We start from the raw sequence: 24705 nt of genomic DNA on the forward strand, positions 1-24705 counted from the left end.
CTTTGATCGGGACTACTCACTTAGAAACAGCGAGAAACCTATGCAAAATCATCTTCCGAAAATCACAACCAAACAAACCGAATACTTGCGCGGTCAATACCCCAGTCTCTCCTACTTAGAAGCGGGAAACATCGCCGAATGGTTGCAAGAGCGAAAAGACCAGCTTTTTGAATTAGCACGAGAAGCTGAAAATGCCGCAGATTTGACTCGTGTCTTAGGGTTGGTAGCTGGCGGTATTGGAACTATCTGCTATGCCGTCAACCCTTTTATGCTGGTTGGGGGCATGATTGGCGGCGCGGCTTGGCTGTGGTTTGTTGTTGAGCATCACAGCCGCACTAAGGAGATTGCACCACTGCCTTTTGTACGCGGTAATTTCATGGACGCGATCGCAAGAGCTGGTGATTATGATGCCAGGCTTGATTACCAAGCAGATTACCTAGCGAATACAGTAAAGTTTCTGGAGCGACCGGAAGCTGAAGAATATGCCTTCCTCCATGCCCAATTTGAGAATATTAGCCAATACCTCAGCCAAGTTGAGCCGGGGAAGCGCTTTTATGCGTACCGTTGGATGTTTGGCTGGTTTGGCAAGCTCAAAGGGCGACAGTTGCCCACCTATGAGAGCATGGTTGACCATTTACAACACGTAACAATTGATAGCCGCGTCAATTATGAGGAAGTGCAGGCAGTCCAGGCGACACAGGAGCTACCGCCTACCGTTGATATCAGGCAGTTACAACCAGCTTCTACAGAGATTACCAATACCCAATCTCCTACCTTTAATCTGACTGCACTGCCCAGTTTGCCCCTAAACCAAAGGGCTGAGGCAGTAGTCAATGCGTTGACTAGGGGCGGTTTTAAGATTGATGAGTGCTTAGGTTCTCAGGTCGTTGCTATCTGCGGCACTCAGAGGGGTGGTAAGGGGACGTTAGCCGCAATTCTAGCCACAATCAGCAAAGCGCTAGATTTTAGCTTAGATGTGCAATATTTCACTGCTGGAGTCGATATTTACCCGTTTGCTTGCAATCTCACCTCGGCTCTTGATTTTCCTCAAAGAGACTCAGACGCGGCTGATAAATCGGTGGCTGATGAGTTATTGCAATTTCTCAAAAAACTGGATGGTTCACAACCTTACGCTCACAAGAACCTACTATTGGTCATTGATGAGGCGATGCGCTTACTTTCACTGCTAGAGGAAGGCGATCGCACTTGGGCGATTCAATATTTACTTAGCCGTTTTGCTAAGTGCGGCGGCACGTTAATCATTGTCCTCCACGGGTCTAACCTGACTTCTGTGGTGGGCAAGGCAACGGCGGGATTGGCTGACACTTTCAAGCAATCGGTTTCATTTATTGGCTGTGTCGCCCAATCTGTAAAGGCAAAAGGCTTGAGAAAGATTAATGTTGCCAGTGGTGCTTATTTTAAGGCTAATCCTAATAACTTTGGTGAACCTATTGCTGGTGGGGAGTTGGGGGCGATACCAGAATGGCTCAAAACTGATTTGCACCCAGGAAACGGTCAGCCAGACCCAGCACGGACGCTGCTTAAAGTCTTCCCGGAGTTGGTACAACAGCATTTTGCCGCACCAAGTTCTGTGATTAGCCAGCTGGAAAACAATTTCAAAGCGGCACCACATGAAGATATTGAACCACCACAGGAAATGGTTAAGGATGAGGATTTTGAGCAGATTATGGTGATTGTCGCTCACGCTACCAGCTTTCCTGTCAGTTTTGAAGCTATTAGAAAATCGCGGAAGTGGGGTGAGGAAAACAAGAGCGTTCGCTATTTAAGACTTGCTTTAAAGGCGCTCACAGAAGCGGGGAAATTGCACGGTAATGAGAAGGACGGTTATCGAGTTCAGGGTTGAGAACTGGGGGAGAGCGGGTGGCGACAGCGGAGTGTGGGGGGCGGGCTGCTGAGTTTTTGGCCACTCTATGAGTGAATTATTGCCCGTCCCCCACACCACCCGCTCTCAACGCAGTGTCCCCAGTTCGTCGGGGCCTCATGAGTTGATGAGTTGAAGCAATTTTGATATCACTAATAGCAACGATTTATCAACCCTTGGTGTAGAACCCAGTATAGACAGCTGCAACATGAGCAAATCCTATCGGTGCAGATTATACCTGCTATTGGTCATCAATCTGCAAGCATAAGGAGGTTTTATCAGCCAACGAGATAATGCGGGTTGTAGCGAAAGCGATTGATAAGTTGAATTTGATAGCTCGTTGTCGCGTTCGTGTCACCAACGAAGATACAATACTTTTGGGGAATGATTACACGTTTTCGGTATTTGGTGTAATGCCCTAGAAGGCGCAAAAATGAAGGTAGACGGCAACGGACAAGGCAAGATATTAAGCCAAGACGAATTGAGGCGATTGTTCACCGAGGGGTTACTTACCCCACGCGATCGCGCTCTGTTTGGCATCTGCCTGTTTACTGGTTGTCGCGTATCAGAAGCTTTGGCTCTCAACATGACTGATATCAAGTCTGGAACCATCACTTTCCGGAAGTCTACCACCAAAGGCAAGTACAAAACACGGATTGTAGACATTCCACCAACGCTATCAGCCATACTAGCGGAGTATCAGCCCAAGGGGGCGGTGATGTTTCCGGGTAAGCGTGGTGTAACTGAACGGCTGACTCGATTCATGGCAGACAAGATTCTCAGAGAAGCCTGCAAGCGCATTGGGGTAGAAGGAGTTAGCACCCACTCGTTTAGGCGAACTGCCCTGACGCAGATGTCCAGTGCGGGGATACCTTTACGAACTATTCAAGAAATCTCAGGACACAGCGATTTAGGTACATTGCAGCGTTATTTAGAGGTTACGCCGGAGCAGAAGCGGAAGGCGGTTTCGGTGATTGGGTTTTAGATGGGCTAGATTCTGCTTATCCTAAAAATAAACTCCCATGCCCCGCCAACCTCGTGAAATTAAACCCGATTACTGCTATCACATTACGACTCGTTTCAGGAGTTGAAAAACTATTTTTTGGGTGGAGGTGCTAGTTTTTTATTAATTATTACCTTTCCTTCCCATCCGTTCATCGTTTGGAAAAGATTTCTCTTACCCTCCTCCATTCTCGTAAGTATCAATTCCTGTATACTTTCATACATTTCTTTCCATCTTCCTTCTTCTTTCTCCAATCTGTTCCCCCAATCTTCCTCATCAAATCGCGATTCCAAAAATATTACTCTTTTCAATCGGTTAATGAAATCGGTTTCACAACGAACAACATCCCCCTTCCCAATACTTAAAATTCTCAAAAACTTCCCAAAAAACTCAAATTCTCTCCTCACTAAACTACTCTCCCCTATTATATTTACAAATCTACTCCACAAATACAAATCTACTTTCTTTATGTTTTCTATAAATAAATCCTTTTCTTTTGTATACTTGTCTTTTAAACTCCAAACTCTTAAATATTCTATGCTGCTTAACTCGACGATATAAATTATATATTTTGGAGAAATATTAGAAATTAGAAAACCTATAACATTCTGCCCACAAAGGGTCTGAATATAATTTTCCCACTCCCTATGTCTAACACCTAGGGATTTTTTGAAATCTCGATTTTCTAAGGCTTGAATAAAACAGATAGGTATAATGAGTTTCAAATCAAAATCTCTCAGATATAGCTGGTCTATTACCTCAACTGGGTCAATAAGTTTTTTGCTTATTATGTTAGATATTTGTAATAAAATTGTATTAAGAACTGGCTCGGCTCTATATGGTTTAACTATCCAATCATAACTGCCAAGCAGTCGAAAATAATCTTTGGGAAGTTGACAAGCATTTAGCATTGTCCTATATTTTAACTGTTTAATTAAAGAAGCTAAAAGCAATGCAGCACGCAAAGCTCTATTTTCGTCTTTATCCCACAGCCAATTAACTAAAGCTTGTAACGCACTGGGAGTAGCAATACCCACCAGAGCATCCATAACCTGATGGATAGAATCGGCGGTTACAACTTCCTCAATTTTAGGCACAGCTATATCGCCCATACGTATCAAAGCCTGATCTAAATTCAGGCGAAATTCTATATTATCCAAATTGGCATACTGCTGAGTTAATAATTCCGCCGCACTTGATAAGTTAGTCAACGACAAAGCATTTACGACAGCCTTACGACGAGCATCTGTTTCACTTGTGTTCTCAAGGGTTTCTTTTAAAAAAGAGAACACATCTGTACGTCTTCTGTCGTCCGCAGCGACTGCTGCAAAGGCATGATTTACTATATCCTCATTTCCATCTTCTCCCAGCCGGGATTTAAAGCTATTAATAATTTCCAAAGCTAATGTCGAATCAACTTTTTGAACATCAGCCAAGCACTCAAATGCAACAACTGGATCTACTGTGCGTACTTCTGTAATTAAATTTGTACTATTAGAAGCTATTCCACACCAGAGTTTAAGAGTTTCACGCCAAGCATCTGGGTCAGCTTTAAAACGACTAATTAGACCATCAGCATTGTCCCGTAATTGATTGGCTGCGAAAAATTCCTGTAAGGTCAAGTGTGCGAACTGGTAACGTTCACCGCCATCAATAGCAAGTAATAGACCATTACGTTCTACAATTTCAACCAGTATGGCTCTGGTGCAGTCAGGCTGAAGATTGAGGTCAGGAAGTATGTTCATTACCTCTGATTCAACAGTTCTCCAATCTACGCTGCGACGGTCTTGTCCTTGTTGGTTAGCATTGTCTTGGAAGAAAAGTGCTAAGTGTTGAAGTATAAGTTTTTTATCACGCGCTTGAAATTTGTTGCGTTCTCTATGCCATTGTTCTAATAGAATATCTGTTGCTATCCGATAAAACTCTGCCCTTGAATGGGGTAGTACAACAGGGGTATCAGCATAAAGATAAGCAATAATAGTAAGCATTAGCGGATTACGCGCCAAAGCCATAATTCGCGGTCTGTCTTGCAACGTTTGCATAAGTTGCTCAACAGATTTATCTGCTGGCATATCTGGCTTCCAGGGAGCTAAAAATTCCCGAATCTGTTGGTCGCTGAACTCAACAACTTCTAGAGTCTTTTCAACTACCTCATGAAATTCATCTCTGTAAACAGCCGTGCGGCAAGTAATAATAACAGGACACTTCAGATACTTATCTAATAAATTTTTGATTTCATTAACTACCCGTTCACGAGAATCACTATTCACTTCATCAAGACCATCAAATAGCAATAGCAGTCTACCTTTATCTAAACTTTCAGAGACAAAATGTTTTGCGTTCTTGAAGCCATCTCTATCAAAGGCATCCTCTAAGTGTTCTTGTATTGTCTTTTCTGAAGAGCTTAATCTGTGTAGTTCCAATAAAATTGGAATACATTGGAATTTATTAAATAAGCTAGACCAACGACCATCAGCATAACAAAGAGCAATATGCCTTAGCAGCATTGTCTTCCCAGAACCAGGAGAACCTTTAACCATAAGTCGGCGATGGTTAGTTATAGCTTGAAGGGCATCAATCAACTCATTGTCATTAGTACCTGTAACTTTTAGTGGGACATATACATCTTTTAGTTTTAGAGGTCTATCAGGTCGAAACGAAATTTTTAATTTCTCATACTTATGTTTGAGTTCGTCTCTGTATCGGTTTAGTGCAACACCACGTAGTAATTGAATTCCTGATAGTTTGCTATAAATTTGATTTCCAACAGCATCAAAAAATTTACTAACCCATTTTGTTAAAGTATCTTTAAAAATTAGAACGATAAACAAAACTATTGCAGCTAACCATCCGTTTTCCGGCTTTAGGAGTTCTCGTAAGTCCTTCTTCTTTGCTTCGGAGCGCTTTTTGTATTCATCATCATAAATTCTTTTAATTGTTTTCGGTTCTATTCCTACAGCTTCTTTACCATATAAATCAAGTAATTCTTTAGTCTGTTTTCTTGGAATATCATCTTCAACATCATATTCAGCTTGCTGCTGAATCTCCTTTTTGAGTTTTTCTGTAGGTAAGGTAGAAGTTGGGGTAGGAGTAGGAACCTGAGAATAGCTTGGAATTAATGATGTATAAAGTACTAACCACAGTGTTAGCGTAAACAGAAGTGCGTATAATCGTTGCTGCTTTAAACTATTTTTTGCAGACTTTAATTTTTTAATATATTGAACTAGTTTCATAAATTCGATGAATAGCACATTACAACTATTACCCGACTATTTCTGCCACAACTTGGCTCATCTTCAGCCCCCGCCAAGCGCAAGCTGTATGGAATCGTCTGTGATACTAATGTGCATGGCTAGGGCGGCTTTTGTATCTTTTTAAAGATTTTATAGTTAATTACGCTTAAACAAAATTACAAATGTCTAAAATTTATTTAGACAATTTTGAGCGACAAAGTTCTGGAGTGATTACCTTGGACGATATCGGGAATCGTTAATCGCTATATCCATTAAGAGCGCCGGAATTTGCGATCTCGCCCTGCTACGCCGCCCAATCCCTACACAGTAACTCTGCCTGTTGCAACACCGTCGCCTTCTCCTGCTTCTCTGGTGGATAACCATACTTCCGCAGCAGGCGTTTAACTAACCTCCGCAGATTAGCCTTAACACTTTCTTTCACAGTCCAGTCAATGATGACATTGTTGCGGATAATTTGCACTAAGTCACGGGTGATCGCCGTTGTTGTGTCGGTAAAGTAGCCAATTCCGACATTTCTATACCAGAGTCTACACAGAATGATTTTAGGCAGTGTGATTAGTTCGCTATTTCTATTAATTACCAATTCTAAACTTCTCTTTATACAACCTCCATAATTGTAGGTAAATTGTATGATTCAACAGGATAGTTAGTGATGAACAGTTCCTTGCCTTTGTCTGCCTTCTGCTGTTTGTAATTGTTCATCCCGTATTGCAACTCCCACTCATAAATGTAGGCAAAAGAAAAGTTACGCCGCACTTGTTCACAGTTATCGTAAGTAATCAACCATTTGTGTGAACACTCCGACATCAGTTTGGCAAAGCGAGAATGGTCAAAACAGGTATGCAAATCACCTTTCTTACCATAAAGCTTAGATTGAGTCTTGCTGAGATAAGGTGGATCTAGAAAGATAAATACATCTTTCCCAGGTTCTTTAAGTAAGACGCTGTAGTCGAAGTTAGTTACACGGGTATTAATAAAGCAATTATGCAAAGCTGCTAACCGCTCAATAGAAGAGGCTGTAAACCGACCTTTGAAGGAAGCCTCAGAATAACCTCCACTCTCAATGGTTCCCGAAAAGGTAATTCGGTTAAGAACAAAAAACCGTACAGCCCGTTCAAGGGGACTCATAGTATTTGTATCTGCGGCAGCGAGAGATTTAAACAAGGCACGTCCATCCGTCGTCTCATTTTTAACTTTCCAGACTTCCTCCACTAGCTTTGGCAAGTTGATTTTGGCTTGATGCCAAAAGCAGTACAATTCTTGGTTGAGATCATTGACCCAGCAAGGCATACTGGGGTATTTCTGTAAAACATGAAAAAATACAGAACCTCCGCCGACAAAAGGTTCACGGAATTCTCTAAATTTAAGAGGTAAAAAGTGAGCAATTTGAGGAATTGCCTTTTGTTTCCCACCAGGATAACGTAATGGACTTTTAAACATAGAAAATTATCGTAGCAGAAAACGTATTTTTTAGTGCTTTAGTATCAAATTTTAAACAAAGTTTTTTTCATTTGCTTTGCTGCGGTATGTAAGCGCATATAAATTTAACATCTAAACGTAATGATTGTCAGACTGTACGAAGTGAAAATCTGACAATGCCCAGATTAATTTACTTTAAGTATCATTAGATAATAAACAGTCTTGCGAATAGATACTTCAACATTTTCTCTCCAGCCTGTCGGCGGGTTAGCTATAATATCATCAAAAAGCCAAGGTAAATTACCTACATTTTTGGACAGACTAATCGCTCTTTTATGTTCAGATTCGCTCAACTGACCAATCCATGAGCGCCGAATTCCTATTCTAATATTATTTTTATATTTTTCAAAATACTCATCAAAAGTATAAATCTGTATATCGGCAGACGATTGAATCCTAGTTGGAGCTTCTAAAATAAATTCTGCTGGATGTTTAGAAACTCCATAATTTGGGCTTCCTTGTAACATCAAAAAACTTAATAATTGCTTGAATTCTAGTTCTGAGAAGAAATTCTGCCACAGCCTGTCCCTCAAAATTGTTCCTTGGTGAAACTGAGTAACTTCATGATCAAGCTGAATAATTTTATTATTAATTTCAGGTAGTCCTAAATTAGAATAAAGTTTATATAAATTTGCTCTTTGAAGCCGATTAAATAGAACACTTGCTCCTGTTTGCTTAATAGAAATACCTCGACTATTAAGATAAATATCTGCTTTTTTGCGTGCATCTGATGTTGAAATATTATCGATATCATCCTGAACTTTTAAGGGAATATAGCCTCCTTTCCTTAACGGTGCTGCTATTACGCTAAGTTGCCCCAAATGCTTCAAACTAATTTGTTTCAAATTCAAAAAGATAAATCTGCATACTGCAACTTCATTACCAGCCATTGTTATTTACGTGAGAACTCTACATAATTAGAATTCCCAAACAGACACTAATATGTTTTGTTACAGAATTTTGCTGTACTGGGTTAAGCCTCAAGTTTTTTGAAAAAATTGTACGGTAAGAAAACTCTTGAAGCTGCAAGCACGCAAGAAGCTTGCTCAGTATTGGCTTAGACAATCGCTTTCCTGGTACGACCTCGCAATACGCCTGCTCAACATTGCCTCTCAAGAACTTTGCTATATAAGGATTGTGACAACCCTTGGTAAGAAATTAATTACTATAGTTTCTTACTGGAGTTTACTTCGTTGCCTTAATATAACAATATTGATATATTTATAAAGGAAGCTGTGCCTGAAACCCGTGTTGTTTTCTACCAGGAAGAGGAAGGGAAAGTTCCTGTCCTTGAATGGCTGACGCGACTTTTGAAAGAAGACCGCAAAGGTTATGCAAACTGTGTTGCTCGAATCAAACAACTGGCGGCATCAGGCTACGAACTCCGTCGCCCTGTGGCAGATTACTTAAGCGACGGAATATATGAGCTTCGAGCAAAGCATATTCATGTGCAATACCGCATCCTGTACTTCTTTCATGGGCAAAATGTGGCGATTCTGGCTCACGCTATCACGAAAGAAGAAGCAGCTGTACCACCAATTGATATTGAACGGGCGAGCGCTCGAAAGCTTTTATTTGAAAAAAACCCAGAAGCTCATACCTATGTAGAGGAGGAAGATAATGGCTTCGACGAATGATGCAATAAAAATAATTGATAAGCTGACTAGCAGAGACCCTGAGCTTGAGGCAATGGTAGCAGAAGCTTCAATTAATGCTCTTGTGGCTCAGTTAATTTATGAAGCTAGAACTTCATCGGGGTTAACACAGAAACAACTGGCTGAACTTATTGGCACAAAACAGCCTGTGATTGCACGGCTGGAAGATGCTGATTACGAGGGACACTCTCTGTCAATGCTCCAAAAAATCGCTCAGGCTCTTAATCAGCGAGTAGTGATTCATTTGACTCCATTGTCACATGAACAAAGCGCATAGTGAAATATAGGTGACAATGCTTTCATCAGCTTAATTTTCTGATGTGAGTTTTTCTAACTCATCCAGAAGCTTTAATATGCGTGTTCTATTCTTCTGAACACTCACTCCTTTATTTTTTTGTAGTCGCTTGCTAATCTCAGCTAATCGTTGAGCTAAAACTCTATCTGGTGTTGTTTCTGTTTCAGGTGTCAGTTCTTTTATTTTCGTCTTGATTTCGCTTAGAGATAAATTTTCAGCAATAGCTATCTTGAGTAAATCAGAACGTAGCTGTTCTGATTTTACTCGTGCAATTGCTTGAGCTTTAGTGTACTCAATCTCGCCCTGCCTCAGTACAGAAAGGATATCGTCAGGAAGATTTAGCAAAGGAATTCGACTAGAGCGGAATGTTCCAGCATTGAAACGTCCTATTTGAGACAATACTGTTTCAATCTGTTCAAGTTGAATCAGAACGTTCTGATTCAATTCAATACCTCTTTGTTTCGCGTTGAAAGACTGGTGCAAAATGGACACCACTTCACTCGGTTCTATTTCTAAGGAAAGCGACAAAATCTCTAGCACTGCCTCAGTTTCTTCCACTGGATTAAGGTCTTCCCGTTGTAAGTTCTCCATCAAGGCTACTTGGAGAGCTTGTTTGTCATCCAATTCATGAGAGACAATCGGGATTTCACCTAATCCAACTTCACGCGCAGCCCGTAGCCGTCGTTCACCAGCTACTAGCTCATACTCCCCATCATGCAGTGGACGAACTAGCAATGGTTCCAAAATGCCATGTTCTCTGACTGACTGCACTAATTGGGCTAACTTCTCCGGGTCGAAGTAGCGACGTGGTTGTTTGAGCGGTAATCGAATCTTTTCAATTGGGGCTGTAGTAGATGATGAGTTAGAAGAGCTACTAAGAAAGGCATCAACCGTATTTAGCTTTGGTGCTACTCGATTAGATTTTCTTGGTGGCATTAAACTTCCTCCAGTTTCTGAGCAATGGCTTCCAGGATTTGGACAGATGGGTGTTTAGGATCATAAACCGCCAAGGGCTGTCTTGCCATCGAAGCATCAGCAAAGCTAATTGTTCTAGGAATGGCCGGAAAAATTGTCGCTATAGGACTCAGTTGTTCATTGATGCCATCAAGAATAACTTTACCTTGGCTAGTACGGCTTTCGTGCATCATAGGCACTACACCAGCAATCGCCAGTCCAGGATTAATACGTTCTCTTACTTGGCGAATAGAGTCTAGCAGTAGTTCCACACCTAAAAAAGCTTTAAAGTGGGTTTGAATTGGTACAAGTACATGAGTAGAAGCTACCAAGCTCAGAATACTAAAAATTCCCAATGTGGGAGGGCAGTCAATCAGTACAAAGTCATAACTGTCTTGCACAGTTAATAATGTTTGCTTGAGCCTCCATTCACGAGCTATTACAGAATGAAGTTGTACCTCAATGGCACTCAACAGAATGTTGCTGGGAACCAAGTCTACATCGTGTATATTCTGGTGGAGCGGTAATGGAGCATCTTTTAACAACGAATCAGCAATGGTTTGCTTCAACTCGAACGGTTCTAAACCCATGAAGGCAGTAAGTGATGCTTGAGGATCAATATCCACTAGCAAAACTCGATGTCGCCGTTGAGCCAGCTGATAACCCAAATTCTGCGTCAGGGTGGTTTTACCAGTTCCACCAGCTTGATTAAAAAAAGAAATAATCTTAAGGGACACAGCGTTCACTGATGAAGCAACTAGAGTTAGTTTAGCTTAAGCTATTGCTACTGATGACTGTCTGGAATGTCACAATAATTACATACTTACAAAATAAGGTTTGTGTTGTGAGTGGTTATCATAGACTAAAATCAGTAATTCTGTAAATTTGTCAGTAATTTATTGATAATAATTAGTGCTAGTAGGCATCACATCAGGGTTAACCATCTATTAACTATTTACTAGATGCGTAGATTTACCTTCTATGTCATCCTAGAAAACGAGAGTTAATTCGGTGAAAGTGTTTGTTTTTAGTATTCACAGGCTTCTCTCCGAAATTTAAATCTCTACACATTTATGATTTTGGAGAAAATCGATGTCAATTTATGTAGGCAACCTCTCTTATGAAGTTACAGAAAATGATCTTAAGGGTGTTTTTGCTGAATATGGTACTGTAAAGCGGGTTCAACTACCGAATGACCGAGAAACAGGCCGTCCGAGAGGCTTCGCTTTCGTGGAAATGGGAACAGATGCTGAGGAAGAAGCACCTATAGAAGCTCTTGATGGTGCTGATTGGATGGGTCGTGGACTCAAAGTTAACAAAGCCAAGCCCAGAGAAGACAGAGGTTCTTCTGGTGGTAATCGCGGGGGATATGGTGGCGGCGGTGGACGCGGACGCTACTAAGCTTTGAAACCTAGAATTTTACAAGCCAGTCTTTAGGTCAGACAAAGAGTCTGTCTTTTCTGCATTATTAGCGCCTGCTCGCATCATTGATTAAGTCAATTTAATAGGAGAGATAATGACCCAAATAGTAGTGGATGACAATGAACACATTGAGTCAGCCTTACGCCGGTTTAAGCGAGAAGTTTCCAAAGCCGGGATTTTTCAAGATATGAGGAAACATCGTCACTTTGAAACGCCGATTGAAAAATCCAAGCGCAAAAAACTTGCCTTGCACAAACAAAGTAAAAGACGTTTCCGCACTTGATAAATAACATAGATATAAATCAATGCCCTCAGATATTTTATGAGGGCTTTATTTATGGAAATCAACACAAGTAATCAAAAAATAAGAATGAAATTTTCTGAGCTAGCTGAAAATCAATATAGGCAAGAGTTCTGAGAGCCATTATCGCGCACTGTTCTTGCTCGGTCGCAGCTGGGGGCGATCGCTTCTATTTGATAAAAATCGGATTTTGAGCAGTGAAGCGGATTCAAATGGGGCGCTCCCAAGGTTCACTGTACTGCCGATATCCCAGACGCTTGAATGCAGAAATCATCCGCACGTTATTGACAGAAGTATCACAAAACACCCGCCAAACTCCTACTTGTTGTAATGTAAGTGTTCCTTGTGACAATAGATCGTTTGCAAAACCATGCCCTCGGTACTCTGGTAACACGCCAATATCGTAGATACTTCCTTCCTCTTTGCCTTCTTTGGCACATCCTGTAAAGATAACCGGAAGCACAAACCCTACAATGTCGTCATCTTCGTTAATCCCAAACTGCCACCAGTCATCTTGATACTCAAAGCCATCACTTGCCAAGTTCAAAAATTTCTCAGCCGCTTTGTCAGGCGAACTTTCTGAAATTTTTCTCTGATGACTTTCATCCATTGATGAAGCCATTACACGCGCAACAATTTTTATTAATGGATTGTCGCGCATTGCCTTGACTGGCTCAAAAGTCAATCGCCGTGGAACTTCAATTAACGGTTTAGGCTCTTCCCAAACAAAGGGTACTTTTAGGTAAGTTTGCTGACCCATAGGCAATAGCAACAAAAATTTATTACGCCTTTCATATTACACGATACTACATAATCAGCGTGACAGTTGGTAACTTAACTTGCATAAGCACTTAACTGTATTTACAAACTTTGGAATAGCCCCGACCGAGCAAGGAAGTTGCACAGCATTGGCTGCCCTAAACCTTTACTACAAACGATTGACAGCCTTTACAAGATAGCCGTTTCTTAACTGGCTTTCTTACTGAGACTGGCTTCTACAGTTGAGAGTATATGCTCTACTCTGCGCTCAAACCCAGATTCTATATAGCAATCTGCGGATATATGCACTCTGTTTACGGCATTTTCACGGCTCAATACGGTTTGATGCAGTCAGTCGTATTTAATTGGGAGACAGTGCAACGAGTCGTTGGAATGCGGATGGTGCTGGACTATTTGTGAGATGTTGGCGTATCACCTCAGCACACGCAGCCGGACTTAACAACGAGGTATCAACTTCCAGGTCATAGATGCCAGGAATGTGGACTTCACTTTGCCATAACTGAACCGGACGTGGCACCGAGGAGTCGTCCTCACTGACCACGTTCCATCCCGTTTTTTGTCGTCTTTCCATAATTATTTCAATGGGACAGCGAACGCCTACGAACAAGACCGGCAATCCGTTTAAACGCCGGACACTATCGACCAGAATGCCTCGCTTCGTTGCGTATGCGTCATGGTGTCCGACATCAACCACGACATTCAGTCCCAAGCGGCTATGGGCGGCGATGGATTCATACATGGCACTGTACAGAATGGGAACGAGGGCTTCGATGTCCTGGCGTTCTCCTCCTGGCCGCAGACCAATCCCAGGCAGGTATCGTGCGGGAGTCATTTGCATAAACCTATCGACACCCAAGTTCATCCATAGGCCATCAAACGTCTCTTGAATCACTGCGACAATGCTCGACTTCCCCGATCGCGGGGTACCATTCAAGATGATAATCTGTCCTAGCTCTGGTGTCTGTCCCATGATCAATCCTCGCATCCTTAATATATGCATTTTTAATATATATAGTTAGCAGTTCCACATAATTAGGATTTCGTTGAATCTGCAACTGAAAGTGCTTCTACCTCTGCAATGAGATATTGCAGAGGTAGAAATTTGCTTTCTTATGCTTTCGACACGCCTATGAACTTGCACCAGCTTCAGCTACAGCAGCACCTTCTTCTGGTTTAGGCTCTTTCACTTTTTTTTCAAAAATTTGGATTCCGGCATCAATCACCTCAAAACCATTCTCTGTGCGTTCGCCAAGCTTACCCGATATAGCCCCTGCCCAGTCAGCAAACTCAGATGTGTTGGCTTCAGCCAAACGAGAAGCTTTTTGCATTAACTTGAGCAGTAAAGACTATGCCGTTCTGATCGGTCAATGAGACTTCAACTTTTTTGTTCGCTGCTGGTGTAGCTGTTGGTAATTCACCACGCTCATTTAATTGTCACTTCGCTCTTTACTTGCATAGCTTGCCTCTAGCTCAATTTCACTATAATTATTGCGAAATAATATTAACAAAAACTAGCCAACGCTTTTTCAAGAGTTTCAGCAATAAATTATCTTTGCTTTTAGATAAAACTATCCGTTTTAGTAGTGAGAACTGATTGATGTCCCAATATCTCCCAATACGTCCCAACAGTCATCATCATCTTTCCAAGAAATTCTAATAACTCCCAAAGTTTCCCAAAATTTCCCGAACTTTTCAATATTTAATCTACTCTATTGACATAATTCTCATTAAGCTGAAAAGTCACCAATAATTCCCAATACTTCCCAACACAACTTCAGATATTCCCAAACAATCCCAATATTTCCCAAAAATATTGACCTGAAAAACTGACTACAAATCCCCGCACAGTACGCAAAAATGTTTTGACAGATTTTTTTGGAGAGAAAGTAGCGAAGATACCGTTGGCAAATTTGCCAACGGTATCTATTTCTTCATAGCCCTTAACGGGGAATAGTTACACTTGGATCTAATTTTCGGGCTTGATTAAATTTAGCGTTAGCACCTTTAATGTCTCTATCCAACTGCGATAAAGCTTGACCTTGGTTAACCAGAAATTGAGCCTTTTTGGTGTTGCTCCAGTTAGCATAGTTGAGACAGGTTTGGGCTGCGCCTTTAGCTTCCTCAGTTTTGGCATGTACAAGGGCGGGATGGTTGTATAAGCGATCGCACCCTATTTTTAGCCAATCTTGCCAATTACCACCAAGCCACAACCTTAGTGTGCTGTCATCGCTACCACTGACAATGTACTTGCCATCGGGACTGAACGCCAGTGCTAAGACAAATGATGTATGACCATTGAAGGTGTGGAGCAACTTGCCGTTGATATCCCACAACCGTAGTGTGCTGTCTGCACTACTACTGACAATATACTTGCCATCGGGACTGAACGCCAGTGCCGAGATAAGTTGTGTATGACCGTTGAGGGTGTGGAGCAACTTGCCGTTTGTATCCCACAACTTGAGTGTCCTGTCAGTACTGCCACTGACAATATACTTACCATCGGGACTGAACGCCAGTGCAAAGACAGATTCTGTATGACCGTTGAGGGTGTGGAGCAACTTGCCGTTGGTATCCCACAACTTGAGTGTGTTGTCTCCACTACCACTGACAATATACTTGCCATCAGGACTGAACGCCAGTGCCGAGACAGATTCTGTATGACCGTTGAGGGTGTGGAGCAACTTACCGTTGATATCCCATAACCTGAGTGTCTTGTCATAACTGCCACTGACAATATACTTACCATCGGGACTGAACGCCAGTGCAAAGACAGATTCTGTATGACCGTTGAGGGTGTGGAGCAACTTGCCGTCTGTATCCCACAACTTGAGTGTGTGATCCACACTGCCACTGACAATATATTTGCCATCGGGACTGAACGCCAGCACCCTGACAAGTTGTGTATGACCGTTGAGGGTGTGGAGCAACTTACCGTTGATATCCCATAACCTGAGTGTCCTGTCAGTACTGCCACTGACAATATACTTACCATCGGGACTGAACGCCAGTGCAAAGACAGATTCTGTATGACCGTTGAGGGTGTGGAGCAACTTGCCGTTGATATCCCATAACCTGAGTGTCTTGTCATAACTGCCACTGACAATATACTTACCATCGGGACTGAACGCCAGCACCCTGACAAGTTCTGTATGACCGTTGAGGGTGTGGAGCAACTTACCGTTGATATCCCATAACCTGAGTGTCTTGTCATAACTGCCACTGACAATATACTTACCATCGGGACTGAACGCCAGTGCAAAGACAGATTCTGTATGACCGTTGAGGGTGTGGAGCAACTTACCGTTGATATCCCATAACCTGAGTGTGTTGTCTCCACTGCCACTGACAATATACTTACCATCGGGACTGAACGCCAGTGCAAAGACAGATTCTGTATGACCGTTGAGGGTGTAGAGTAATCTACCATTTGTATCCCACAACTTGAGTGTGTGATCCACACTGCCACTGACAATATATTTGCCATCGGGACTGAACGCCAGTGCTAAGACTGATGCTGTATGACCGTTGAGGGTGTGGAGCAACTTACCGTTGATATCCCATAACCTGAGTGTCTTGTCATAACTGCCACTGACAATATACTTACCATCGGGACTGAACGCCAGTGCCGAGACAGATTCTGTATGACCGTTGAGGGTGTGGAGCAACTTACCGTTGATATCCCATAACCTGAGTGTCTTGTCTCCACTGCCACTGACAATATACTTGCCATCGGGACTGAACGCCAGTGCCGAGACAGATTCTGTATGACCGTTGAGGGTGTGGAGCAACTTACCGTTGATATCCCATAACCTGAGTGTCTTGTCTCCACTGCCACTGACAATATACTTACCATCGGGACTGAACGCCAGTGCCGAGACAGATTCTGTATGACCGTTGAGGGTGTGGAGCAACTTACCGTTGATATCCCATAACCTGAGTGTCTTGTCTCCACTGCCACTGACAATATACTTACCATCGGGACTGAACGCCAGTGCCGAGACAGATTCTGTATGACCGTTGAGGGTGTAGAGTAATCTACCATTTGTATCCCACAACTTGAGTGTGTGATCCACACTGCCACTGACAATATATTTGCCATCGGGACTAAACGCTACCGCACTGACACTTTTTGTATGCCCCAAGAAGATATTGCGCTCATGAACAGATTCTATAGCTTCCGACAAACTAGATTGAACTTCACTCAGCACTTTGTTAAGGGATGACTGACTTTCACCAGTTGCCTGAATTGCTGAAATTAATTGCTCTACATTTGTTTGTACTGAAAGCTGATACTTAATATTTGCACCTTTTTCACGCAAACTAGCAATTTTTGCTTGTTGTTTGGCATTAGCTTCCTGTTGATGTGATTCTTTAGCAAATTTTGTGGCTCTAGCTTCTTGGTTTTTGGCATTAGCTTCCTGCTGACGCGATTCCTTGGCAAATTCTTTAGCTTTAGCTTCCTGAGTTTTAGCGATCGCAGTTTGTTGTTTGGCTATACCTTCTTGCTGACGCGATTCCTTGGCAAATTCTCTAGCTTTAGCTTCCTGAGTTTTAGCGATCGCAGTTTGTTGTTTGGCTATAGCTTCCTGCTGACGCGATTCCTCGGCAAATTTTGTGGCTCTAGCTTCTTGAGTTTTGGCGTTTTCAGCCTGTTGTTTAGCGTTTTGGGCTTGTTCTTTAGCAATAGCTTCCTGTTTACGCGACTCTAAGCCAAAAATTGTAGATGCGATCGCTCCTATAGCTACTACTGCTACAAAAGAAGCCACTGCGCCTAACTGGAACCATTTATTTCGCCGACGCTGTTGAATGCTTTTTTGAACAAACTCAGATGCTAAATGCGAAAGTAAACCGAGTTCCCCATATTCTTGTAAGAAATTCTCTGCTTCTGCTAATTTTGGCCCGGTAAATAGATAATCTTTCGACTTGTTTTTACTTTCCCACTCTTCTGCTGCTGCTTCAATCTTACGTTCAATACGGATTGCGACTCGGTTTTCTGTTACCCAAGAACGCAACTTTGGCCAATAGCGAATTAGTGCTTCATGGGCTACATCCACTACTGTCACTGTCTTTTCACTCTCACCCCTTGCTTGTAGTTCTGATGTAACGACTAATCTCGCATCTGCCAATTTGCTCAGTACTTGTTCCACCACTGCTGCAGATTGCTGGGAGTTGATTAAATCTGTTTTAAATACCTGTCTGCGGGTATCTTCTGTTCCCTCTCCCAAGTGAGTTAATTCGATAAATATGCGTTTAGCAGTTGCTTGTTCTTCTTTAGTCTTGAACGCATCATAAACTTCATCTGCTCGTTTTTGTAGTGTACCTTTCACTCCGCCCATTCGGCTATATTCTGCCAGTGTTAAGCGGTTTACCTCTCGTTTGCGCCACAATTCTGTCAGGGTGTATTGTAACAAAGGCAAAGTACCAGGGCCTTCGACATCGGCTAACATTTGTTCTACTAGTTCCCGCTGTACTTCTAAACCTACTTGATAAGCAGGTTGGGTAATAGCTTCTGTCAACTCCTTTTTATTCATGGGAGTGACAGTGATGAGATTTGCTTGAATTTTCTGTGCCAATCCTGCATATTCCTGTTCTGCACATTTGCCAAAGAAATCTGCCCGCATTGTCACTACAACTGTCAACAGAGAATTATTTAATGCCCCTAAAAAGCATTCAAAAAACCGCTGTCTCTCCCTTTCATTTTGACAGAGAGTAAAAACTTCTTCTAATTGGTCAATCACCAGGATGAAACGCTGAGTGTTAGCATCAGTTTCTAGTTCATGGGATAATTCTAGCGATCGCAATGTAGTTTGAACTAATTGCGTTAATCCGCTTGCACCTTTGTTAAGTAATTCTTCAGCCGTTGCTAACTCTTCCCCATAGCCAATTACTCTAGCTAAACTCTGCAGGGGATGTTCTCCGGGGCGAAAAATCTTGATTACCCATTGATCGCTTCCGCCTAATCTTTTACCTAGTTTCAGCTGATAAAGTAAACCTGCTTTCACTACACTAGACTTACCACTTCCAGAAGCCCCAATCACTGCTAAAAAATTTCCTTGCCGAAGATTTTCTAACAGCGAATCGGTTAAAGCGGTGCGTCCGTAGAAATATTTGGGGTCTGAATCGTTAAACTCAAAAGCTGCTAAACCTTTATAAGGGCAGAATTCTGCCATTAACACCGCACGGTCAATTTTTTCTTTTTGTCCCGTGAGGATAATTTCGCCGCCAGTGTTGTGAAAAATAGGACGCTGACGGGCAGTTTTTAACTGTTGCTGAACTAAGTCAACGAGTGAGTAATTTGTCACCCAGTCTTCAGCATGATTTTCTGGTTTTAACGCTTCTACTAATGCAGCACTCAAAATCCCATGATTGCTACTCAAGTCTTCATAAGCGACTTCAAAGCCACGGGAAGCGGCAATTAAACACCTATCCTTAGTTTCAAAACTCCCCGGATCGGCATCATGGAAATTAATAAATTCGCCGCTATGACAACAATCTAACCAAACTATTTGCTGCCGTACTGGGGAAGATTGTAAGAGTTTACGTAACCAGTCTAGGGAAAGTCCCCAATCTCCCATCAAAGGACAAGTATCGCTGGTGCCTAAAAAGCCTTCTATGACTCCACCTATATCTTTGCGTAAACCATGCCCTGCAAAAAATAACAAAGCTGTATCAGGAATGCTACGTCCAGGGGGGTTGAAGAGTTGGACAATCGCTGTTTCTAATTCTTTAATTGTTAGCTGCTGTTGCGGATCGACAAACCAAGATCCATCCTGATTATAAGCTGCTGGTAATCGCTCGACATGGAACTTGCCATAGGTTTCTAAGACTTGGGCTATGGCTTCAGCATCAATTGCTGGCGCTTGGAGATGCGGCGGGCGATCGCTAGCTTTTTCAATCAGCGTCGGATAGCGATTAATCCCGATCACCAGTGCTTCTCTTTCCATAGTCGCCAATTAATTTAAGTATCGAATAAACTTAATGTTAATCATGTAACTTCAAATATTCGTAATTTTCCTCATGGAATCTACTGAAATTAACAATACTTTATTAGCGCTATTGCTTGCCTTGAAGGATTCTGACATTTCTTTAAGCAATACAGAACAATCTGATTTATACCAAGCTGCTGAACAACTTTCAGCTAACCCAAAAGCCTGGGAAATACTCATCGCACCCCGTCTGTTGATGACGATTCAAGCTAACGCCGCTTTAAATCAACGCTTTCAAGCTGCAAAATCGCAATTAGATAATTTAGGCGATCGCATTCCTCTGAACTTACTACCTAGCGAAGCTGAACTCGAACTAGCTGCACCAAAGCATAAGCCTCAACCGACAACCCGTGCTATTCCCCAAGTTAGCGCCTCTGATTTGAGAAGCAATGAAATTACCAATATGGCTATTAGAGTAATGACAACTTCTAATCCTGCGGAAACTGCTAAAAAATTAAATGGTTTTGAACAATTCCAACAATTTTTAAGCCAAAATCTTAGTCAAAATCAGTAATTTGTCGTTAAGGATGTGTTATGACATCGCTCATAACGCATCCTACTAATATTAAAAAATATAAAATTATTTTCTTAAATGACTGCACTTATCTATCCAACTATTGACCTCTTTCTCTATGACTTGAAGTATAGTTTAGGCGATACTTCAGAAGAGATCCGACAGAATCAACAATCTTTTTTTCAGAAGATACCTGAATATATTCGACCATTTTTGCTAGAAAATGGGCAAGATTTACAAGGTGAATATGTTCATCTCCTGAAAGATGTATATGCACCGACAAAACATGATAGTGAAAAATATGAAGGCTATATTTACCCTGTACTACTTGGTGATAGTTATGGTCTACTTCTAGAATGTGCTTTCAAAAATAAAACTGATGCTCAACCTGCTCAATGCTTTGCCAATATTAAAGCGGAAATTGAGCAAACTTTAAAAGGTCAAACAGCTAATATTGGACAAACTTGGATGCTCTCTGGCTGGTTATCTGCCGAGCAAACCCAAAGCCCAGAAGATATTGCTCAAGCTTGCTATCAAGCATTAATGCCAGGTTTCGATTGGGAAGGAGATTTACAAGGTCAAGGGCATTTTTTAGGAGCAGATATTTTTGAACTCACTCAAAATTGTCAGCATTTCATTATAGTAATATATCCTGACGAAGCTACTTTAAATTTATCTGGTAAATTTTATGCGGATTGGATGCGTTTGTTCTATTATCGGCACAAAATATTCTGGGCTTATAGTCAAAGTCGGATATTAAAACATTCTCTGCAAACTTATTTTTCTAAAATTCAAGCTGGCAGTAATACAGTTGAAAAAGCCAGAAAGCATGGCAGTGAGTTAAAAATACTGCATACAACATTAATTGATGTGCAAAATACCCTCAATGAATATACCAGAGAATTAACTATCATAGATTTCCAGGGTGGCACAATTGATATTAACTTAAGTAATTATGAAAAACGGATAGGTAAAATTAAACAAAAATCTCAAAAACTTCTAGTAAATCAAGAAACAGAAGTCAGATTTTTAACAGAGTTCAGTAAATTAGTTAAAGACAAATACCGCTTCCAAATAACTAAAGACTCAGAAAACCTAGAACGAGGTTTAAAATTACTTTCAGATACTATTAACGCAGTTCGCAGCCGCGTTGAAGTAGAAAAAGCTGAACGCGATCGCAATTTTCAAACCTTCGTTAGCCTGTTAGCTGCGGGTTGGACTTTTGGCTCTTTTGTCGCCGCTTTACCAGGATTGGGCGAAGATAACGATAACCCTGTCAGATCCTACCTAATTAAATCTTTCCATCTAGAATCCAGTACAGAAGGCGTAAAGACAATCAAAGAAGTCAAGACAGTACAACAATTAGATACAAAAGAAGGAAAGAAAACCCAAGAGGTAAAAACAATTACAGAGGAACCAAACGAAGAACCTTGGTGGCTAGTCCCAGCAACAACAGGAATTTACACCCTCAGCGGATTTATCATCGCTATCTTATTACTTTTGCTTTGGCGGCGTTTGTCGCGGCGGTACACATAAGATACTCCTAAAGAATTAGCCGTAACGCACCATATTACACCGCAGTGCGTAACGCACGAAGATAGTGATTTTGTGACCAATATTGTCGAAAATATGCGCCTAACTGGATGCCTAAACCAATCATGGCTGATGGATCGGGCGGGTGATTTTGATGAAACATTGGCTGTTGTCGATTTAAATCAAAATTAGTTTGTTTGCACTGTTTCGGTGATGCAGTCCCTGATGGTTATGAGCGGAGTACTGTTGAGTTATCGGCTCAATCCCCGCCGTCTTGGTTGTTCTAGCTGTTGTTCAAGTTCTTCTTCTAATTCATCTATTACCAAATCGAGCAATTCTTCTAATTCTGCTTGGGTGCGTGGGATTGAACCTAGCTTGATAGTTTCTTTAATGTCTTCTGCTGGTTCTTCTTGCTCTAGTAGGTGGGAGATAATTTTTTTATCTCGGTCGTCAGCTGACAATGCAGTTGCGCTTAGTGCTAGTGATAGTTGTTGATATCTCTGTTGCTTTGGGTTAAGTTCGGGTTGTTCTTGGGAATGTTCTTGATGTTGGTTGAGTTCAACTTGTGTTAGTTGTTGTGTGGGTTTGGCTGGATTTAATAGCAGTGAAATAATGCGGTGGTCATCGCGTTTTGGTTGATAGTCAACAGATTTATGTTTCTGCAATCCGGGGAATGTGTAAGCGGCTCCCAAAGAAGTACCGCTAAATTGCTGGTCTTTCATTGAGTAGCTGATGCCTTTACTCTTGCCGTTGCGTGTAGTTCCGTGGCGAATTTTTACACCTTGGAGTTGCAATCGCTCAATTAGTTGCGGCATTGTGGGTGAGTCTGCGGTGGCGCGGTCGATGAGTTCTTGGAGTTGTTGCTTAATGGGGGGTTCTTGTGGTGAGGAGCGATCGCCTTTTAAATACTCTTTCTGTTCTCGCTCTAGCCGTCTTTGTTGCCCAATACTTGCTTTACGCGATAATTTCTCGTGGCTACCTAGAGTTGGTTGTAAGCCGTAATCTCTTTCTAGCTGTCGGATGATACTTTCACTGCGTTTGTAGTCCCAGCTATCACGTACAATTTTCCCGTTATCTAAACGTATGCGACTGGCGCAGATGTGGATGTGGTCGTGTTGGGTGTTGTGGTGTCTGTAAACTACGTACTGGTTGCTGTCAAAGCCCATCTCTTCGAGATAGCGATTGGCGATTTCATTCCAAGTTTCATCGTCTAGTCGCTCGTTGTCTGGTAGTGATAATGATGCGTGATACACTACTCGGTCGGCTTCGGGGTTTAATTGACGGGAGATTTTGAATTCTCTAGCTAGTGCAATGGCATTGTTGCCGCCCATGTTGCCACCAATGAGTTTGGCATCTTCTTGAGATTGAAGATAGTCTAAAAGTCCGCGAAATCCTCGCCCTTTAGTCTGGTTGCCAATCATCTGTTTCTTCGTCCTCTTCTTCAATGAAGGTTTTGGCTATTTCTCGTTGGCAGTGTTGCAGCAGTTCTAGTAGTTCCTGTAAGAGTTCTGGTGATGCTGGCGGTGGCAGTTGCATTTTAATGGCGGTATTTGTGGCTTTGGCCAGTTGGTTGATGTTGTTGCCAATGCGCGAAAGTTCTATATATGTGGCTACTGTGACCCGGCTTAGTCGAGGCGGTGGTGGTGGGATTGGTCGCAGTAATAAACAGCGTCTTGTTAATTCTGCCAAGCTCATGCTCGCGTCTTCTGCTTTGGAGCGAATCATCTCGTATTCTATGGGGCTGAATAGCGCTTGCAGCCTTTTGGTGCGGACGAGTGACTGAGAAGAACGCTTGGTCATAATGTCATTCCTGACAAACTGCAACTTTTGAGGGGGTTTCCAAAGGCGGGACACTTCCCCCTTTGGCAAGCCTGTTGTGCCGAGCGCAGCGACAGCTGCACGCAGTGCAAGACATGGCTTGCTTCTAGCCCATTTTCGGGAGAGCGGAAAATAGGAAAATAATCAGGGTGGGGATGCACAGCGAGGGGGTTCGGGAAATCTCATGCGGCGGCAGTTGCCGCCATTGGGCTGATTTGTTCACGTAGAAGCGAACACAGTATTTTCAATAATTTTTAAATTAAATTTTGCTACATCTAGAAAATAGTAGATTAGGCGATATATAGCAATAATTATCAATTTTTATTAATGGCTATGGGTAGAGAGAAAAATAATGAGCGAGTTCCTGTAAGCAAGGTTGATGAGGCAATTAAATTGCTTCAGGATTTAAAACCCAAGGAACGAGATGATATTTCGGCTTTGGAGACTGTGCGTAAACTCAGACGATACATTGAGAAACTGACTTCGGAAAAATATGGCTATACCTTTGATGAAGTCTCTGAAATGTTGCAGGGACTGGGGATTAATTTAAGCGGGAGCCGGATTAAAACTTTATTGGCTGAGGTGAAGAAAAATACTCGCAGTAAAAAAAGCCAGAATTAGGGTCAAATCCTGGTGTAGCTCTTAAAATTTCTACTCAGGCTCAGGATTTATCTGCAAGTGGTGCTGATGGGAAAACACAGACTAAAAAACAGCAGAAAAATTAGTGGTTTTAGGCTGTAATCGACAGCAAAGCATAGCAGAGATTAGTGGCTGCTACATTAGAGCGAATAGGGTTAGTTTATTTGTATTGGTTTGGTATTGGTTTGCA

General features: G+C 42.0%; 21 protein-coding genes and 1 pseudogene. 9 read left to right on the forward strand and 13 right to left on the reverse strand.

All coding sequences use genetic code 11. The features are described 5' to 3' along the window. Positions 1-40 precede the first annotated feature (40 nt). Together HG267_RS40130 and HG267_RS40135 are read left to right on the forward strand one after the other, a co-directional pair. Complete coding sequence (locus HG267_RS40130) at positions 41-1864, forward strand: hypothetical protein (RefSeq protein ID WP_045873499.1); 1824 nt, start codon at positions 41-43, stop codon at positions 1862-1864. 451 nt (positions 1865-2315) lie between these two features. Beyond that, positions 2316-2867 carry a tyrosine-type recombinase/integrase gene (locus HG267_RS40135; protein ID WP_045873498.1) on the forward strand — a complete coding sequence of 184 codons (552 nt, stop codon included), beginning with the start codon at positions 2316-2318 and terminating at the stop codon, positions 2865-2867. Between the two features lie 110 nt (positions 2868-2977). Here the strand turns inward: HG267_RS40135 and HG267_RS40140 are convergent, their stop codons facing one another. The 4 genes and pseudogenes from HG267_RS40140 to HG267_RS40155 all read right to left on the reverse strand — a co-directional run bounded on the left by HG267_RS40140 (position 2978) and on the right by HG267_RS40155 (position 8508). Continuing rightward, positions 2978-6118 (reverse strand): NACHT domain-containing protein, encoded by a 3141-nt coding sequence (locus HG267_RS40140; RefSeq protein ID WP_155539558.1) that lies wholly within the window; start codon positions 6116-6118, stop codon positions 2978-2980. A 304-nt stretch (positions 6119-6422) separates the two neighbouring features. Continuing rightward, a pseudogene (locus tag HG267_RS40145) lies at positions 6423-6626 on the reverse strand (type I restriction enzyme endonuclease domain-containing protein); the annotation flags it as partial. Positions 6627-6736: 110 nt separating this feature from the next. Next, on the reverse strand, positions 6737-7579 hold the full coding sequence (locus tag HG267_RS40150; RefSeq protein ID WP_045873496.1) for a DNA adenine methylase: 843 nt from the start codon (positions 7577-7579) through the stop codon (positions 6737-6739). 164 nt (positions 7580-7743) lie between these two features. Continuing rightward, on the reverse strand, positions 7744-8508 hold the full coding sequence (locus HG267_RS40155) for a hypothetical protein (protein ID WP_045873495.1): 765 nt from the start codon (positions 8506-8508) through the stop codon (positions 7744-7746). Positions 8509-8853: 345 nt separating this feature from the next. Between HG267_RS40155 and HG267_RS40160 the strand changes: the two genes are divergently transcribed. Then, complete coding sequence (locus HG267_RS40160) at positions 8854-9255, forward strand: type II toxin-antitoxin system RelE/ParE family toxin (protein WP_045873494.1); 402 nt, start codon at positions 8854-8856, stop codon at positions 9253-9255. Next, complete coding sequence (locus HG267_RS40165) at positions 9239-9550, forward strand: helix-turn-helix domain-containing protein (RefSeq protein WP_045873493.1); 312 nt, start codon at positions 9239-9241, stop codon at positions 9548-9550. Before HG267_RS40160 ends, HG267_RS40165 begins: the two co-directional genes overlap by 17 nt. Positions 9551-9580: 30 nt before the next feature. Here HG267_RS40165 and HG267_RS40170 read toward each other — a convergent pair whose 3' ends face one another. Both HG267_RS40170 and HG267_RS40175 read right to left on the reverse strand, forming a co-directional pair. Then, positions 9581-10504, reverse strand: coding sequence for a ParB/RepB/Spo0J family partition protein (locus HG267_RS40170; RefSeq protein WP_045873492.1), 924 nt, complete (start codon positions 10502-10504; stop codon positions 9581-9583). Then, positions 10504-11259, reverse strand: a complete 756-nt coding sequence (locus HG267_RS40175) for a ParA family protein (RefSeq protein ID WP_235623115.1) — start codon at positions 11257-11259, stop codon at positions 10504-10506. Before HG267_RS40175 ends, HG267_RS40170 begins: the two co-directional genes overlap by 1 nt. Positions 11260-11614: 355 nt before the next feature. Between HG267_RS40175 and HG267_RS40180 the strand changes: the two genes are divergently transcribed. After that, positions 11615-11923, forward strand: a complete 309-nt coding sequence (locus HG267_RS40180) for an RNA recognition motif domain-containing protein (protein WP_045873490.1) — start codon at positions 11615-11617, stop codon at positions 11921-11923. Between the two features lie 115 nt (positions 11924-12038). Continuing rightward, the gene (gene rpsU / locus HG267_RS40185) at positions 12039-12227 is read left to right on the forward strand and encodes a 30S ribosomal protein S21 (RefSeq protein ID WP_045873489.1); all 189 of its coding nucleotides are present in this window, start codon (positions 12039-12041) and stop codon (positions 12225-12227) included. Positions 12228-12453: 226 nt separating this feature from the next. Here the strand turns inward: rpsU and HG267_RS40190 are convergent, their stop codons facing one another. The 4 genes from HG267_RS40190 to HG267_RS40205 all read right to left on the reverse strand — a co-directional run bounded on the left by HG267_RS40190 (position 12454) and on the right by HG267_RS40205 (position 19969). Beyond that, the gene (locus HG267_RS40190) at positions 12454-13005 is read right to left on the reverse strand and encodes a GNAT family N-acetyltransferase (protein ID WP_045873488.1); all 552 of its coding nucleotides are present in this window, start codon (positions 13003-13005) and stop codon (positions 12454-12456) included. 360 nt (positions 13006-13365) lie between these two features. Next, positions 13366-13995, reverse strand: coding sequence for a chloramphenicol phosphotransferase CPT family protein (locus HG267_RS40195; RefSeq protein ID WP_045873643.1), 630 nt, complete (start codon positions 13993-13995; stop codon positions 13366-13368). 157 nt (positions 13996-14152) lie between these two features. After that, positions 14153-14353 carry a hypothetical protein gene (locus HG267_RS40200; protein WP_228045686.1) on the reverse strand — a complete coding sequence of 67 codons (201 nt, stop codon included), beginning with the start codon at positions 14351-14353 and terminating at the stop codon, positions 14153-14155. Positions 14354-14965: 612 nt separating this feature from the next. Then, entirely contained in the window at positions 14966-19969 is a 5004-nt protein-coding gene (locus HG267_RS40205) for an eIF2A-related protein (protein WP_263420173.1), read from the reverse strand. A gap of 73 nt (positions 19970-20042) precedes the next feature. Here HG267_RS40205 and HG267_RS40210 point away from each other — a divergent pair, with 73 nt between their 5' ends. Further along, on the forward strand, positions 20043-20525 hold the full coding sequence (locus HG267_RS40210) for a hypothetical protein (RefSeq protein ID WP_045873487.1): 483 nt from the start codon (positions 20043-20045) through the stop codon (positions 20523-20525). Positions 20526-20603: 78 nt separating this feature from the next. Continuing rightward, on the forward strand, positions 20604-22061 hold the full coding sequence (locus HG267_RS40215; RefSeq protein WP_045873486.1) for a hypothetical protein: 1458 nt from the start codon (positions 20604-20606) through the stop codon (positions 22059-22061). Positions 22062-22095: 34 nt separating this feature from the next. Here the strand turns inward: HG267_RS40215 and HG267_RS40220 are convergent, their stop codons facing one another. The 3 genes from HG267_RS40220 to HG267_RS40230 all read right to left on the reverse strand — a co-directional run bounded on the left by HG267_RS40220 (position 22096) and on the right by HG267_RS40230 (position 23858). Continuing rightward, positions 22096-22221, reverse strand: a complete 126-nt coding sequence (locus tag HG267_RS40220; RefSeq protein WP_255325334.1) for a hypothetical protein — start codon at positions 22219-22221, stop codon at positions 22096-22098. 88 nt (positions 22222-22309) lie between these two features. Beyond that, the gene (locus HG267_RS40225; RefSeq protein WP_045873485.1) at positions 22310-23479 is read right to left on the reverse strand and encodes a relaxase/mobilization nuclease domain-containing protein; all 1170 of its coding nucleotides are present in this window, start codon (positions 23477-23479) and stop codon (positions 22310-22312) included. Next, positions 23460-23858, reverse strand: coding sequence for a plasmid mobilization protein (locus HG267_RS40230; RefSeq protein WP_045873484.1), 399 nt, complete (start codon positions 23856-23858; stop codon positions 23460-23462). Before HG267_RS40230 ends, HG267_RS40225 begins: the two co-directional genes overlap by 20 nt. Positions 23859-24203: 345 nt before the next feature. On the opposite strand from HG267_RS40230, the gene HG267_RS40235 reads away from it, so the two are divergent. Then, positions 24204-24497, forward strand: a complete 294-nt coding sequence (locus HG267_RS40235; RefSeq protein WP_052335364.1) for a hypothetical protein — start codon at positions 24204-24206, stop codon at positions 24495-24497. Positions 24498-24705: the final 208 nt, after the last annotated feature.

Source organism: Tolypothrix sp. PCC 7601 (assembly GCF_025677855.1).
Taxonomy (GTDB): Bacteria; Cyanobacteriota; Cyanobacteriia; order Cyanobacteriales; family Nostocaceae; genus Aulosira; species Aulosira diplosiphon.

What these genes read in the sequence shown, in the direction of transcription:
- HG267_RS40130 (WP_045873499.1), top strand. Translation starts at nt 41, where the DNA reads ATGCAAAATCATCTTCCGAAAATCACAACCAAACAAACCGAATACTTG.
- HG267_RS40135 (WP_045873498.1), top strand. Translation starts at nt 2,316, where the DNA reads ATGAAGGTAGACGGCAACGGACAAGGCAAGATATTAAGCCAAGACGAA.
- HG267_RS40140 (WP_155539558.1), bottom strand. Translation starts at nt 6,118, where the DNA reads ATGAAACTAGTTCAATATATTAAAAAATTAAAGTCTGCAAAAAATAGT.
- HG267_RS40150 (WP_045873496.1), bottom strand. Translation starts at nt 7,579, where the DNA reads ATGTTTAAAAGTCCATTACGTTATCCTGGTGGGAAACAAAAGGCAATT.
- HG267_RS40155 (WP_045873495.1), bottom strand. Translation starts at nt 8,508, where the DNA reads ATGGCTGGTAATGAAGTTGCAGTATGCAGATTTATCTTTTTGAATTTG.
- HG267_RS40165 (WP_045873493.1), top strand. Translation starts at nt 9,239, where the DNA reads ATGGCTTCGACGAATGATGCAATAAAAATAATTGATAAGCTGACTAGC.
- HG267_RS40170 (WP_045873492.1), bottom strand. Translation starts at nt 10,504, where the DNA reads ATGCCACCAAGAAAATCTAATCGAGTAGCACCAAAGCTAAATACGGTT.
- HG267_RS40180 (WP_045873490.1), top strand. Translation starts at nt 11,615, where the DNA reads ATGTCAATTTATGTAGGCAACCTCTCTTATGAAGTTACAGAAAATGAT.
- rpsU (WP_045873489.1), top strand. Translation starts at nt 12,039, where the DNA reads ATGACCCAAATAGTAGTGGATGACAATGAACACATTGAGTCAGCCTTA.
- HG267_RS40190 (WP_045873488.1), bottom strand. Translation starts at nt 13,005, where the DNA reads ATGGGTCAGCAAACTTACCTAAAAGTACCCTTTGTTTGGGAAGAGCCT.
- HG267_RS40195 (WP_045873643.1), bottom strand. Translation starts at nt 13,995, where the DNA reads ATGGGACAGACACCAGAGCTAGGACAGATTATCATCTTGAATGGTACC.
- HG267_RS40200 (WP_228045686.1), bottom strand. Translation starts at nt 14,353, where the DNA reads ATGCAAAAAGCTTCTCGTTTGGCTGAAGCCAACACATCTGAGTTTGCT.
- HG267_RS40205 (WP_263420173.1), bottom strand. Translation starts at nt 19,969, where the DNA reads ATGGAAAGAGAAGCACTGGTGATCGGGATTAATCGCTATCCGACGCTG.
- HG267_RS40210 (WP_045873487.1), top strand. Translation starts at nt 20,043, where the DNA reads ATGGAATCTACTGAAATTAACAATACTTTATTAGCGCTATTGCTTGCC.
- HG267_RS40215 (WP_045873486.1), top strand. Translation starts at nt 20,604, where the DNA reads ATGACTGCACTTATCTATCCAACTATTGACCTCTTTCTCTATGACTTG.
- HG267_RS40220 (WP_255325334.1), bottom strand. Translation starts at nt 22,221, where the DNA reads ATGTTTCATCAAAATCACCCGCCCGATCCATCAGCCATGATTGGTTTA.
- HG267_RS40225 (WP_045873485.1), bottom strand. Translation starts at nt 23,479, where the DNA reads ATGATTGGCAACCAGACTAAAGGGCGAGGATTTCGCGGACTTTTAGAC.
- HG267_RS40230 (WP_045873484.1), bottom strand. Translation starts at nt 23,858, where the DNA reads ATGACCAAGCGTTCTTCTCAGTCACTCGTCCGCACCAAAAGGCTGCAA.
- HG267_RS40235 (WP_052335364.1), top strand. Translation starts at nt 24,204, where the DNA reads ATGGCTATGGGTAGAGAGAAAAATAATGAGCGAGTTCCTGTAAGCAAG.